Here is a 13364-nt window from a genome sequence, read left to right on the forward strand (position 1 = left end):
GGGGGTGTCGGTAGGAGGGTTCCTGGAGGGTTGGAGGCGGGTGGCGCCTTCTCGCACGCTGGTTAAGGCCTTCCTGGCGCGGCCCAAGGGCGGCGCCGTCTCGGAGTGCCCCGATCTGCCTGGCCGCTTCGCGCGGACGGATATGTCCTTCGGCGCCGACGCCGCCGACAAGGTGACCCACAAGAACGGACAATGGACCCCGGCCTACAGCGCCACAATCCTGAGCATTTCACTGCCCGTGGTCAGTCAGGACGGCCGCTATGCCCTGGTCTCCATCGGCCTCGCATGCGGCCCACTCTGCGGGAACGGCAGCACCCTGCTCTATCGGCGCGAGGCCGATGGCCGGTGGAACCCGGTCGGAGACGGCGCCCAATGGATTTCCTGAGCAGTCCAATGCTGAGACACGACGGGGCGGCGCGATGATCCCGGTCACCGACAGCCTGTCCATCGAGGACGACGAGATCTCCGAGAAGTTCGTCCGCGCCTCGGGGCCGGGCGGGCAGCACGTCAACACGTCCAGTTCGGCGGTGGAGCTGCGCTTCGACGCGCGCAACTCGCCCTCGCTCCCCGACGACGTGAAACACCGGCTGGAGCGGATCGCGGGCGGGCGGATGAACCAGGAGGGCGTCATCGTGATCTTTGCCCAGAGCCACCGCAGCCAGGAGATGAACCGCCAGGACGCCCGGGCCCGCCTCGTCGACCTGATCGAGCAGGCGACGCATCGGCCCAAGCCCCGCAAGAAGACCCGGCCGACCTATGCGTCGAAGCTGAAGCGGCTGGAGGGCAAGTCGAAGCGCGCGGGCGTCAAGGCCATGCGCGGCAGACCGGGTCGTGACGACTAGGCGAGGTGTGGGCTAGGTTGCGTCGAGGCGGGTCGCGGGGTCGTGGTGACGTCAGAGCTTGAAATCGCGGTGGCGGACTCCCTGCCGCACCTGAGCGCGCGCCGCCGCAAGAGAGCGCCGCCGCCGTCCGGGCCCTGCCACAACTGCGGCGCCGAGCTGCAGGGCCATTTCTGCCACGTCTGCGGCCAGAATTCCGACACCCACAAGCGCTCGATCCTGCACCTGATCTGGGAGGCGATCGAGACCACCTTCGAGCTGGACGGGCGCCTCTTCCGCACCGTGCCGGCGCTGTTCTTCCGGCCCGGAACCCTGGCGCGCGACTACATCGACGGCCGCATCGTGCGCCACGTGCCGCCGTTCCGGACGTTCCTTGTCGCGCTGTTGATCTTCATTTTCGCCGCCGAGCACGCGACCCACGAGCAGACCCTGCAGCAGCAACGCCAGAAGGCCGCGCACGAGGCCCTGCTGGCCACGCCGGCCGGCCGCGCCGCCGAGGTGACCCGCATCCGCGCCGCGGCGGAAAAGAACCTGGCCGACGACCTGAAGGAAGCCGCGGGCGACCGCGCCGAAAGCCTGAAGGACCCTGACGAGAAGCCCGCCAGGGTCGAGGCTGCTTATGCGCGCCACCTGAAGAGCGCCCAGGACCGCCACGCCCGGGCGCTGGCCCGCGCCGACCGGGTCGAACAGGGCTTGCCGCCACCGGTCGAGGTGGAAGGGCTGGGTTCGAACGGCAAGGGCGCGTGGTTCAAGCCCGGCATCAAGAAGGCGGTCGCCAACCAGGACTACTATTGGACCATCGTCTTCAACTGGGCGCAGCGGCTGGCGGTGATCCTGCTGCCGATCGTCGGCCTGAGCCTGGCGCTGGTCTACCGGCGCCGCAAGGACGTGTTCCTCTACGACCACCTGCTGGTGGCGATGAACCTCTTGTCCTTCACTTTCCTGACCAACGCCGCGGGCCTGATCCTGCCGACCGTCGCCATGCCCTACTGGTTCGGCCTGGTGGCGCTCTGGACGCCGATCAACCTGTTCCAAACCCTTCGCGGGGCCTATGGCTCATCGATCCTGGGCGCGGTCCTGAAGACCCTGATCGTCTGGACGATCACCGTGGTCTCGTCCCTCGCCCTCCTGACCGGCGTCCTGGTGCTGGCGGTGGCGCAGGTCTGAGCGTCAGAATTCGACGTTCAGTCCCGGCTCTGGCGCGATTTCGCCGCAATGGCCTATAAGCTGCGCCCCATGGCCGACCGCGTTCGCTTCCTCGCCGCTTCCCTCCTCACGGGCGTCCTCCTGGGCGCGCTTTCCGCCTGCGCCCCCTCGCTGGGACCGCCGCCGCCCGGACGGTTCGCGCCGCCCCCGCCGCCGGTGCTTGACGACGGCGCCTTCCACGCCAGCGACTTCGCCTGGTCGCAGGCGCCCGGCAAGAACACGCTCTCGGGCGCGCTTTCGCATCCCCCCGGACCGGTCCGCTACACCTGCGCGGGCCTGACGGTCGTCGCGACGCCGGAGACGCCCTGGTCGCGCCGCCGGATGATGGCGCTCTACAGGTCCGACCAGCGCGCCGCGCTCCCCGCCGACGACGTGCGCAGCCGCCAGAACCTCGCGCCGCCCGGCGACTCCGACCCCTACGTGAAGCGCGCCAAGTGCGACGCCACCGACCACTTCGCCTTCCCGGGCCTGGCCGACGGCGCCTGGTATCTGGTGACGCTGGCCAAGCCCGCCGCCGGCCAGAGCGGACCGAACCTGGCGATGATGCGCCGCGTGGTCGCCAAGGGCGGCAAGGTCATCGCCTTCGAACTCTAGCCGAGCTGAGAACGCGCAAGCTGGGCGCTGGGAACCCCTCGCGGCGATGCGGGTTTTCCCCGCCCTGAGGGATGCCTCCTAAGGAGGTTCTTATGCGCAAACTGCTTCTCGCCGCCGCGGCGGGCGCCACGCTCCTCGGCGGCGCAATGATCAGCCAGACGGTCAGCGCCCAGCCCTATGTGGTCTATCCCGCGCCTGCCGTGGAGCCCGGCTACCGCTACGACGCCTATGGCCGCCCCTACTTCGATGACGGCTACCGCGGCCCGGCCTATGTGCCGCAGGCCGGCTCCGTCCTCGGCCCGGCCATGGTCAACGGCTACGCCAGCGTGCCCTATGACCGCTACGGCCCCGACCCGAACGGCATGATCGCGCCCGACGGCCACCGCATCAAATGCAAGCTCGACGACACCTACGACACGCGGCTTGACCGCTACGTCACGCGCCGCGTCTGCGACTAATGCGCGAAAACCTCCCCCGATTTCGGGGGAGGTTCTTTCGCTTAGTGCACCTTGGCGCGGCCGATGATGAGACCATCGGCGTCGGCGGTGACGTCAATCACCGCGCCGTCCTCCAGGTCGCCCGCCAGCAGCTTGCGGGCGATGGGGTCGACCAGCTCCTTCTGGATCACCCGCTTCAGCGGGCGCGCGCCATAGACCGGGTCATAGCCGCGCTCGGCCAGCCAGTGGGTCGCTGAATTGTCCAGCGCGATGGACATGCGGCGGTCGGCCAGGAGCTTCTCCACCCGCTGCAGCTGGATCCTGACGATCCCGTCCATCTCGCCGCGGCCCAGCCGCTTGAAGAGGATGATTTCGTCGATCCGGTTCATGAACTCGGGCCGGAAGTGCTGGCGCACCACGTTCATCACCGAGGGCCGGGCGTCCTCCACGTCCTCGCCCTCCTCCAGGGTGGCCAGGAATTCCGAGCCCATGTTGGAGGTCATGACGATGAGCGTGTTGCGGAAGTCGACCGTTCGGCCCTGGCCGTCCGTCAGCCTCCCGTCGTCCAGCACCTGCAGGAGCACGTTGAAGACGTCCGGGTGGGCCTTTTCCACCTCGTCGAACAGCAGCACCTGATACGGTCGGCGGCGCACCGCTTCCGTCAGCGCGCCGCCCTCGTCGTAGCCGACGTAGCCCGGAGGCGCGCCGATCATCCGGCTGACCGAGTGCTTTTCCATATATTCGCTCATGTCGAGGCGCGTGATCGCGTGCTCGTCGGAGAACATGAATTCGGCCAGCGCCTTGGTGAGCTCGGTCTTGCCGACGCCGGTCGGTCCCAGGAACAGGAACGAGCCGATCGGCCGGTTGGGGTCCTGCAGGCCGGCGCGGGCGCGGCGCACGGCGTCGGAGACCGCCAGCAGGGCTTCCTCCTGGCCGACGACCCGGGCGCGCAGGGCGTCTTCCATGGAGAGCAGTTTCTCGCGCTCGCCCTCCAGCATCTTTTCCACCGGAACCCCGGTCCAGCGGGAGACCACGGCGGCGATCTGTTCGGCGTCGACGACTTCCGGCGAGACCGCGTCCTGGTCGGCCTTGGCCTCTTCCTCGGCCAGCCGCTTTTCGAGGGTGGGGATTTCGCCATAGGCGATCTCCGAGGCGCGCTGCAGCTGGCCATTGCGCTGGGCGGTGATCAGCTCGGCGCGCAGCCGCTCGAGCGCCTCGCGGGTCTGGGCGGCCAGCGAGACCTTCTCCTTCTCCAATCGCCACTTGGCGGTCATGTCCTCAGATTGCGCCTCCAGCTCGATCAGCTCGTCCTCGAGCTTCTCCAGCCGGGCCTTCGAGGCGGCGTCGGTTTCCTTGGTCAGCGCCTCGCGCTCGATCTTCAGCTGCACGACGCGCCGGTCGATCTCGTCCAGCTCCTCCGGCTTGCTGTCGACCGCCATGCGCACGCGGCTCCCCGCCTCGTCCATCAGGTCGATGGCCTTGTCCGGCAGGAAGCGGTCGGCGATGTAGCGGTTGGAGAGAGTCGCGGCGGCGACGATGGCGCTGTCGCTGATCCGCACCCCGTGGTGCAGCTCGTACTTCTCCTTCAGGCCGCGCAGGATCGAGATGGTGTCCTCGACGGTGGGTTCGCTGACGAACACCGGCTGGAAGCGACGCGCCAGCGCGGCGTCCTTCTCCACGTTCTTGCGGTACTCATCGAGCGTGGTCGCGCCGACGCAATGCAGCTCGCCCCGGGCCAGCGCTGGCTTCAGCAGGTTGGAGGCGTCCATGGCGCCTTCCGACTTCCCGGCGCCGACCAGGGTGTGCATCTCGTCGATGAACAGGATGATCGAACCCTCGGCGGCGGTGACCTCGTTCAGCACCGCTTTCAGCCGCTCCTCGAACTCGCCGCGGTACTTCGCGCCGGCGATCAGGCTGCCCATGTCGAGCGACAGCAGCTTCTTGTCCTTCAGGCTCTCCGGCACGTCGCCGTTGACGATACGCAGGGCCAGGCCCTCGACAATGGCGGTCTTGCCGACGCCGGGCTCGCCGATCAGCACCGGGTTGTTCTTGGTGCGGCGCGACAGCACCTGGATGGTGCGGCGGATTTCCTCGTCGCGGCCGATCACCGGGTCGAGCTTGCCGTCGCGGGCGGCCTGGGTGAGGTCACGGGCGTAGCGCTTGAGCGCGTCGTAGCCCTCTTCGGCCGATGCGCTATCGGCGGTCTTGCCCTTGCGCACGTCGGCGGCGGCCCCTTCCAGCGCCTTGGTCGAAGCGCCGGCGTCCTTCAGGATCTTGGCCGCGTCGCCGCCGTCCTTGGAGATGGCGATCAGCAGGCGCTCGGTGGTGACGAAGGCGTCGCCCGCCGCCTTGGCGTCCAGCTCCGCGCCGGCGAACAGCCGCGCCGTCTCGGGCTTCATGTAGAGCTGGCCCGAGCCGCCCTCGACCTTGGGCAGCTTGCCGAGCAGGGTGTCGACGGCCCGGTCAGCCTCGTCGGGCCGCCCGCCGGCGCTCTGGATCAGCGCGCGCGACAGCCCGTCCTTTTCTTCGAGCAGCACCTTCAAGAGGTGCTCGGGCGCGAGCTGCTGGTGGCCGCGGGCCAGAGCCAGGCTCTGCGCCGACTGGATCGCCTGTTTGGCGCGGTCGGAATAGACGTCGATGTTCATCAGGTCCCCTTGGATAGGCGAATTGCCGGGGCCGCCTCATCAAGCACGGTCCGGGCCAACCGGATGTAGTGTGGCGCATAGGTCACACAAGGGATGCGCGCCCGCGAACTATGCTCAGCGCGTATGAACAAACAGGATCACGCCGATGGCGCGGGCTGAAACGCCGGGCATCTCGCCCTTCTTCATCGTCGCCGACGCGCCGGCCAGCGTCGCCTTCTACCGCGACCGCCTGGGCTTCGAAGTCACCTTCCAGCCACCGCCGCCGGACGACTTCTTCGCCATCGTCGTGCGCGACGGCGCCCAGCTCTTCCTCAAGGGCGCCGGCGAGCCGGCGCCGAACCCCCAGCGCTACGGCTGGGCGCGCTGGGACGCCTATGTCCACGCCCCCGACCCCGACGCGTTGGCCGCCGAGTTCCAGGCCGCCGGCGCGGCCTTCTCCTCGCCCCTGCAAGACACCCACGACGGCCTGCGCGGCTTCGAGGTCACCGACCCGGACGGCTATGTGCTGTTCTTCGGGCGGCCGCGGTAATGTGACCTTAGTTCGGCGGGTTGTTCTTCTCCACGAAGGCCATGGTCGCCTGGAGCATCGCGAGCCGCGTGTCCCCGTTGGTCAGCCAGTGGTCTGTCGAGTCGAGCGTCACCAGTTCCACAGGTTTGCCGGCCGCCTTCAGCGCGTCGGCCATGATGCGGCTCTGCTCCAGCGGCACGACCGTGTCGTCCTTGCCGTGGATCAGCATCACCGGAACCGCCACCCGGTCGATGTGGGCGACGGGCGAGACCTCAGCCAGGGTCGGATCCTTGGTGCTCTCTGCGCCCATGAAGCGCAGGAAATAGCGCTGGCTGGCGAAGCTGTTGTTGCGGGCGAGCCAGGTATTGAACCGTTTGAGGTCGGAAATCCCGCCGTAGGACACAGCGCAACGATAGACGCCGACGTCCAGCGCGGTGCCCGCAAGGGCCGCATATCCGCCGTAGCTGGCGCCGACGATGCACACCCGTTTTGGATCGATTGCGCCTTCGGCGGCGAGGAAACGGACGCCGTCGGAGAGGTCGGTCTGCATCTTCCGACCCCACTCGCCGAACCCGGCCTTGAGGAAGTCCCAGCCGTAGCCGTCCGAACCGCGGAAATTCACCTGAAGCACGGCATAGCCGCGCGAGGCCATGGCCTGGGCCCACCAGTCGAAACCGAGCTCGTCGCGAGCTGCAGGACCGCCATGCGGGAAGACGACCAATGGGAGGTCCTTCGCCGGCCTTCCGCGCGGGACGGTCAGGTAGCCGTGCAGCTCCAGACCATCCTTGGCCTTGAACTTGATCGCCTTGACCGGCGCGATGTCGGCGGGCGTCAGCTTGTCAAACTCACCGCCTAGCCAATGGGCTTCGCGCGTGTCGAAGTTGACCAGGGCGTATGCGGCCCCCTCCGAGGGGGAATCCACACGGACCACAACCTTGCGCCGGTCCTCGGACCAGGACGAAAGGCTGACGCCTTGCCCAGGGTAGGCCGCCCGGATGCTGTCCCAGACCTTCTGGTCGGCGGGATCGAAGAAGGTGTAGCGAGCGTCGTCTCCGACCAGGGCGAAGTAGCCGATCAGGTTGTGCCGCCCGGGGTCGAAGATCGGGCCGTCAGCGGCCTGCAGCGCCAGCGGCTCGCCCCAACTGCCGTCGGCGGCGACCTCACGCAGCGCCGCGCCGCCATCCCGCGCCTCTCGGATCAGGATGCTGTGGCCGTCCCTGCCCACGCCCAGCGTCTCGGGCGGATCGTCCGTGGTGAGTTGCTTGGTCTCGTGCCAGTAGGAGCCGGCCTTCTGTTTAAGGGACCACCTACCGGATTTGTCGGCATACAGAACCTGCCCCACCGGCGTTCCGCTTGAGTCCAGGACCCACCCGCGGGTGCTCTCGTCGCCAACCTCGATCTGCTGGGAAATTCCGCTGTCAAGATTGTAGCGGTAGAGGGTGTCGACGCCCTGGTGCTGCACGAAGTGGATGCCTTGCAGGAAGACCACCGGCTTGCCGTTGATGGTGCGGACGATTGGCGGCGCCACAACGACGTTGAGAGCGTCCGTCGCGTCGCCCAGCATCGGCCTGAGCTTGCCCGCCTCAATGTTGTAATCGACCGCGACGCGCCACTCCTCACGCGGCGACATGACCCCCAGGATGGTGCCGGTTCTGGATGAGGTGATGATGAGGTGCTGCGGCCCGGCCCACTGGACGCTGCGGACCTTCGCCACGCCGAGGCTCACCCCGGCGGTGACCTTGTGGTCGCCCGTGTTTTGCAACAGCAGTTTGCGCTGGACGCCGTCGCTCCAGACGATCGCCACGCGCGCGCCGTCCGGCGACATCGCCACCTGTTCGAGGCTCGGCAGCCGGCCGAAGGCCTCCAACGGCGCCGCATGCGCGCTGGCGCCCGACACGAGCGCAAGGCTCGCCAGCCACACCTTGACCTTGAACATTACGCGCCTCCCCAGACACCGGGAGGTTGTAGCGATCCCGAAGCCGGATCAAGAGGCCGAAGGCGACCGTCGCCGGTGTCCGGCTATTTCGCCTTGGCCTGCCGCAGCTCGATCTTCGTGCCGTCGGGGTCGAGGATCCAGGCGAAGGCGCCGGTGGCGTCCGCCTGCCGGCCCAGCACCGTCACGCCCTTGTCCTTCAGCCGCGCCAGGAAGGCGTCCAGGTCGTCGACGGCGAAGTCGATCATGAACTCGCGCGTCGAGGGCGCCATGTAGTCGTTGGCGGTCGGAAAGGCGTTCCAGACCACTTCCCCCGGATGGCCGGCCGCGTCGTATTTCAGCATCGCGCCGCCCCAGAGTTCGATCGGCAGGCCCAGCACGTCGCGATACCAGCGCGCCAGCGCCTTGGGGTCCTTGCTCTTGATAAAGATGCCGCCGACGCCGGTGATATGCCCGGGCGGCTGCGCCTGGACCACCGAGGCGAGACTGAGCGCCAAGGCCAGCGCCAGCCAGCCTATGCCCTTGCGATGCGCCGCCATCCTTAAGTCCCCTCCGAAGCCCGATGTGGCTCAGGCTACCGCCCGGCGCGGGCCGCGTCTAACCGCGAGGCGCTAGTTGAGCTGGGTCTTCTTGACTGGCTCGGGCGGCAGGGGCGCGATCGGCACGCCGTCCTCGACCAGCTCGCGGACCTCCTGGGAGGTCGCCTGCCCATAGATGCCGCGGTCCTCGGAGCGGCCCTCGTGGATGGCGCGAGCCTCGCTGGCGAAGGCGTCGCCCACGTCGTCGAAGTTCTCCTCCACGTGGCGGCGCACACGGCCCATGGCCTCCATCATCATCTGATGGTTCTGAGCGGGCGTCTGGTCCTGAGAGCGGCGCTTCGTCCCGCTGACCGCCGGGGCCATGATCGCCTTGCGCACCGCCTTGGAGGCGCAGACCGGGCATTCGATCAGGCCGCGCGCCTGCTGGTCGTCGAAGTCGGCGGAGGCGCCGAACCAGCCTTCGAACTCATGGTCGCGGTCGCAGAGGAGGGCGTAGCGGATCATCAGGCCCTCCTCTACAGCGATTGGGGGTCGGCGAACGGCCGGGCGTTGACGAGGTTTGGGATCGCCGCGCGGGCCTTGGCGGCGGCGGCCAGGTCGAGGTCCGCCATGAGCACGCCGGGCTCGTCATGATCAAGATGAGCTATCACCTCGCCCCAGGGGGCCACCGCGATCGAGTGGCCCCAGGTGCCGCGTCCGTCCTCATGGCGGCCGCCCTGGGCCGGGGCGAGCACGAAGGCGCCGGTCTCGATGGCGCGGGCCCGCATCAGCACCTCCCAGTGCGCCGCGCCGGTCGGGCGGGTGAAGGCGGCGGGAATGGTCATCACCTCGGCCCCGGCCAGCGCGAGCGCGCGGTAGAGCGCCGGGAAGCGCAGATCGTAGCAGACGGTCATGCCGAGCTTCAGCTCGCCGGCCCGCGCCGTGACCGCCTGGGTCCCCGGTTCGTAGGTCGCCGACTCCCGCGCCGTCTCCCCGGTCGGCAGGTCGACGTCGAACATGTGCAGCTTGTCGTAGGTGGCGAGGATCGCCCCCTGCGGCGAGACCAGGATGGAGCGGTTGGCGGCCTTGCCGTCCAGCCGCTTCACCAGCGCCGAGCCGATCAGCACCCAAACCCCGAAATCCAGGGCCGCGGCGCGCAAGCCGGCGACCACCACGTCCTCCTCCTGGTCCTTCAGCATCGGCAACAGCAGGTCGCGGTCCTTTTGCAGGACGTTGGTCCCTTCCGGCGTGGCGATGAACTTCGCGCCCGCCTCCGCTGCCTCGCGGACGAGCGGCAGGACGTGCGCAAGCCCGGCCTCCGGCGTGGCCGGCGTGCGGGTCTGAATCAAGGCGACCTTCAGCGTCATCCCTCCTCTTTAGGGGAGGGTGGCGAGCGAAGCGAGACGGGTGGGGAACGGTGGGCCAAATGCTGAAGCAGAAAATGATCGAGATTCCCCCACCCCGCTCGCGTTCCGCGAGTCGTTCCCTCCCCTAAAGAGGAGGGATGGCGCGCTCAGGCCGCCTGAAGCAGCGGATCGAGCTCACCCGCGCGTTCCAGGGCCACCATGTCGTCGCAGCCGCCGATGTGGCGGTCGCCGATGAAGATCTGCGGGAAGGTCATCCGGCCACCGGAGCGCTGCACCATCTCCTGGCGCTTGGCCGGGTCGTAGGCCGCCTCGATCTCGGTGAAATCGACGCCCTTGCGCTCGAGCAGCTCCAGCGCGCGCACGCAGTAGGGGCAATAGGGCTTGGTGTAGATCGTGACGTGGGACATGGGCCTGCTGAAAGATGGGCGCTCTAACGTAACAACCGTCTTGGAGCCTTCATACGGTGACTCGTCATGTAGTGGCTCTGGTCATCTCTTTAACCCGGGCGACGACTGCGACATCCACCCGCAGCGCGCCGGCGGCCTTGAGAGCGCGTGCGCAGCCCTCGGCGGTGGCGCCGGTGGTCATGACGTCGTCGATCAGGAGGATGCGCTTGCCGGCGACGCGGGCCGCGCGGCGCGCCGGGACCTCGAAGGCGCCGGCGACGTTGCGCTTGCGGCCGATGCCCGATTTCCCGCCCTGGGTGTCCGTGGCGCGGCGGCGCACCAGCGCGTCGGGCAGATAGGCGACGCCTGTGAGGCGGCAGAGCGGCCGGGCGATCTCGGCGGCCTGGTTGTAGCGGCGGCTGAGCAGGCGCGAGGGATGCAGCGGCACGGGCGCGATGGCGTCGGCCGCCTCGACCAGCTCGCGGGCGGCGCGGCTGAGCCAGCGGGCGAACAGCGGCGCGAGGTCGGTGCGGTCGGCGTGCTTCAGCTTCAGGATCGGCTCGCGGGAGTGCTCGTCGTAGAGGCAGGCCGCGCGGGCGGCGTCGAAGGCCCGGGGCCTGGCCAGGCACTGGGCGCAGCGCGAGCCGATGTCGAACTCGAAGGGGACGCCGCAGCCGTCGCAGACCGGTCCGTCAAGGAACTGGATGCGGCTCCAGGCGGTCGCCGAGAGGCCGCCCGCCTGGGCCGCGCCGCCGTCCAGCGCCTGGGGCGGGAAGATCAGGTCCAGCGTCCCGCGCCACATCGCCCTTGCGCGGGGACCCGGTTTCAAAACCTGAGGGAAGAGGCCATCTTCCGCGCTCAAATGTCCGCTCCCCCTCGCCTCTTCGACCGCGCCTTGCACGCCAAGCGCCTGAACCGCGCCGCGGGCGGGTTCGCCGCCGCCGACTTCCTGCAGCGCCGCGCCGCCCTCGACCTCGTCGAGCGCCTGGAGGCGATCATGCGGGACTTCCCCCGCGCCGTCGACCTTTCGGCGCGCAGGGGCGCCTTCGCCGAAGCACTGGCCGAGAGCGAGGCCGCCTCGCGCGTCGGCGTGCTGGTCGAGGCGGACCTGTCACCCGCCATGCTGGCCGGCCGCGGCGGCCCACGCGTGGTGCTGGACGAGGAGCGCCTGCCCTTCGCGCCGGGGAGCCTCGACCTGATCGTCTCGACGCTCGGCCTGCACTGGACCAACGACGTCGTCGGCGCCCTGGTGCAGATTCGTCGGGCCCTGAAGCCTGACGGCCTCTTCCTGGGCGCCTTTTTCGGCGGCTCAACCCTCACCGAGCTCCGCCAGGCCCTGACCGACGCGGAGAGCGAACTGCTCGGCGGCGCCGGCAGCCGCGTCTCGCCCTTCGCCGACAGCCGCGACGCCGCGAGCCTCCTGCAACGCGCCGGCTTCGCCCTGCCGGTCGCCGACGTGGACCGCGTGAACGTCAGCTACGAGCACCCGCTGCGGCTCATGGCGGACCTGCGCCAGATGGGCGAGACCAATGTGCTGGCGGATCGCCATCCAAGGGCGCTCACCCGCACGTTGCTGGCTCGCGCCGCCGAAATCTACGCCGAGCGGTTCGCCGGCGCCGACGGGCGGTTCAGCGCCACCTTCGAGATCGTCACCCTGACCGGCTGGGCGCCGCACGACAGCCAGCCGCAGCCGCTCAAGCCCGGCTCGGCCAAGATGCGGCTTGCCGACGCACTGGGCGTCGTGGAGCACCCGCTCCCTCGGGACGAGTGAATTCCGACAGCCACGCTTGGTAACCCCGCGCTAAGCCGGCGCAGCGACAACTGGCCACGGCGGCGTCGCCCACGGTCTCGGCCTAGGCTGGCGCATCGGGGGGCTCCTGAACGCGGGGGTCATGATGACCAAGACGAGAAACCTGGGCCTGGCGCTGACTGCCGGGCTCCTGGCCCTGGCGGGCTGCGCCACGCAGCCGGCGCACCCGCGCACGGCCGCCCTTCGCCCCCTGCCGGCCCGTCCCTATGCCGCCGCGCCGCGTCAATCGACACCGCGGGCTGTGGAAGCCGCGCCCGCCGACCGCAGCCTGCAGGTCCAGGCCGCCGCCTTCGAAAGCTTCATGCGCCATGCGCGCGGCATCGACGCGGCCTTCGCCAGTCCCGCCGACGTCGCCCAGGCCCTGCAGACCGGTGCGAGCCACGAGCCGCACGAACTGGAAGCCGGGATGATCGCCTATGCGGCGCTCGCCGCCCTGCAGGAGCCGCGCTTTGTCGCCGCCGTGCGCGCCGAGAGTTCGCCCGGCGAGCTGGCGCGGCGCCTGGCCGCCGATCCGCAGGCTGCGCTGGCGCTCCCGGGCGCCGAGGCCGCCGGCGCGCGGGCCAACGGGGCGCTCTACGCGCAAGGGGCGGGTCTCGCGGGCGATGGCGAGAAGGTCAAGCGCGCGGCCTATTCGGTGCAGCACCAGGACTGGTCGAAGGCCAAGGTCCCGGACGCGGCGGGTCGCCTGAGCCGCGTGAAGCGGCTCTCCGCCGAAAGCTATCGCCCGGCCCGCGAGGACGCCGCCGAGCTGCAGATGGCGTTGGCCCAGACCACGCACCGCCCGGGCGCGCCGACGCCGGTGGTGGCGCGCGGCGTGGCCCTGGCGGCGCTTTCGGTGCTGGGCGAACAGCGGCAGGGCCAGAGCCTGATGAGCGAGCCCCGCACCGGCTCCTGCCTGCACATGGCCAAGCTCAACCTCTACCAGTGCCTGGCCAGCGCCGGCCCGCACTACGAGGACATCTTCTGTCTGGGCCAGCACGCCATGATCGACCCCGGCCAGTGCGTGGTCGAGGCGACCAAGGCCCCGGCGGCGCGGCAGGTGGCCATGACCCGGATCAGCGATCGGCGCTAGGCCGCACCGACGCCTCACGCTAGAGCTTTTCGCGACCCAAGCTCTCGCG

The 13364-nt window shown here is 69.5% G+C and carries 15 protein-coding genes; 8 read left to right on the forward strand and 7 right to left on the reverse strand.

Annotation, left to right across the window (positions count from 1 at the left end):
• Positions 1-40: 40 nt before the first annotated feature.
• The 5 genes from VKQ35_RS06700 to VKQ35_RS06720 all read left to right on the forward strand — a co-directional run bounded on the left by VKQ35_RS06700 (position 41) and on the right by VKQ35_RS06720 (position 3097).
• Positions 41-385, forward strand: coding sequence for a hypothetical protein (locus VKQ35_RS06700; protein WP_324359816.1), 345 nt, complete (start codon positions 41-43; stop codon positions 383-385).
• Positions 386-419: 34 nt separating this feature from the next.
• Complete coding sequence (arfB, locus tag VKQ35_RS06705) at positions 420-842, forward strand: alternative ribosome rescue aminoacyl-tRNA hydrolase ArfB (protein WP_324359818.1); 423 nt, start codon at positions 420-422, stop codon at positions 840-842.
• A 45-nt stretch (positions 843-887) separates the two neighbouring features.
• Positions 888-2006 (forward strand): DUF3667 domain-containing protein, encoded by a 1119-nt coding sequence (locus VKQ35_RS06710; RefSeq protein WP_324359820.1) that lies wholly within the window; start codon positions 888-890, stop codon positions 2004-2006.
• Positions 2007-2075: 69 nt separating this feature from the next.
• Positions 2076-2639, forward strand: a complete 564-nt coding sequence (locus VKQ35_RS06715; RefSeq protein ID WP_324359822.1) for a hypothetical protein — start codon at positions 2076-2078, stop codon at positions 2637-2639.
• 92 nt (positions 2640-2731) lie between these two features.
• Positions 2732-3097, forward strand: a complete 366-nt coding sequence (locus tag VKQ35_RS06720) for a hypothetical protein (RefSeq protein ID WP_324359824.1) — start codon at positions 2732-2734, stop codon at positions 3095-3097.
• A gap of 41 nt (positions 3098-3138) precedes the next feature.
• Here the strand turns inward: VKQ35_RS06720 and clpB are convergent, their stop codons facing one another.
• The gene (clpB, locus tag VKQ35_RS06725; RefSeq protein ID WP_324359827.1) at positions 3139-5721 is read right to left on the reverse strand and encodes an ATP-dependent chaperone ClpB; all 2583 of its coding nucleotides are present in this window, start codon (positions 5719-5721) and stop codon (positions 3139-3141) included.
• Between the two features lie 145 nt (positions 5722-5866).
• Between clpB and VKQ35_RS06730 the strand changes: the two genes are divergently transcribed.
• Positions 5867-6250: a VOC family protein gene (locus VKQ35_RS06730; protein WP_324359829.1), complete on the forward strand. Its 384-nt coding sequence runs from the start codon at positions 5867-5869 to the stop codon at positions 6248-6250.
• A 7-nt stretch (positions 6251-6257) separates the two neighbouring features.
• Here the strand turns inward: VKQ35_RS06730 and VKQ35_RS06735 are convergent, their stop codons facing one another.
• From VKQ35_RS06735 to VKQ35_RS06760, 6 genes are all read right to left on the reverse strand, one after another.
• Positions 6258-8165, reverse strand: a complete 1908-nt coding sequence (locus VKQ35_RS06735; protein ID WP_324359831.1) for a S9 family peptidase — start codon at positions 8163-8165, stop codon at positions 6258-6260.
• 83 nt (positions 8166-8248) lie between these two features.
• Positions 8249-8701, reverse strand: a complete 453-nt coding sequence (locus VKQ35_RS06740; protein ID WP_324359834.1) for a VOC family protein — start codon at positions 8699-8701, stop codon at positions 8249-8251.
• A gap of 72 nt (positions 8702-8773) precedes the next feature.
• Positions 8774-9205 (reverse strand): DUF1178 family protein, encoded by a 432-nt coding sequence (locus tag VKQ35_RS06745; RefSeq protein ID WP_324359836.1) that lies wholly within the window; start codon positions 9203-9205, stop codon positions 8774-8776.
• Between the two features lie 11 nt (positions 9206-9216).
• Positions 9217-10047 (reverse strand): carbon-nitrogen hydrolase family protein, encoded by an 831-nt coding sequence (locus VKQ35_RS06750; protein WP_324359838.1) that lies wholly within the window; start codon positions 10045-10047, stop codon positions 9217-9219.
• A 146-nt stretch (positions 10048-10193) separates the two neighbouring features.
• Positions 10194-10454, reverse strand: coding sequence for a glutaredoxin 3 (gene grxC, locus VKQ35_RS06755; protein WP_324359840.1), 261 nt, complete (start codon positions 10452-10454; stop codon positions 10194-10196).
• 64 nt (positions 10455-10518) lie between these two features.
• The gene (locus tag VKQ35_RS06760; protein ID WP_324359842.1) at positions 10519-11235 is read right to left on the reverse strand and encodes a ComF family protein; all 717 of its coding nucleotides are present in this window, start codon (positions 11233-11235) and stop codon (positions 10519-10521) included.
• Between the two features lie 60 nt (positions 11236-11295).
• Here VKQ35_RS06760 and VKQ35_RS06765 point away from each other — a divergent pair, with 60 nt between their 5' ends.
• Together VKQ35_RS06765 and VKQ35_RS06770 are read left to right on the forward strand one after the other, a co-directional pair.
• Positions 11296-12204: a methyltransferase domain-containing protein gene (locus VKQ35_RS06765; protein ID WP_324359844.1), complete on the forward strand. Its 909-nt coding sequence runs from the start codon at positions 11296-11298 to the stop codon at positions 12202-12204.
• Positions 12205-12328: 124 nt separating this feature from the next.
• The gene (locus VKQ35_RS06770) at positions 12329-13315 is read left to right on the forward strand and encodes a hypothetical protein (RefSeq protein ID WP_324359846.1); all 987 of its coding nucleotides are present in this window, start codon (positions 12329-12331) and stop codon (positions 13313-13315) included.
• The last annotated feature ends 49 nt before the right edge of the window (positions 13316-13364 follow it).

Source organism: Phenylobacterium sp. (assembly GCF_035309685.1).
Lineage (GTDB): Bacteria > Pseudomonadota > Alphaproteobacteria > Caulobacterales > Caulobacteraceae > Phenylobacterium.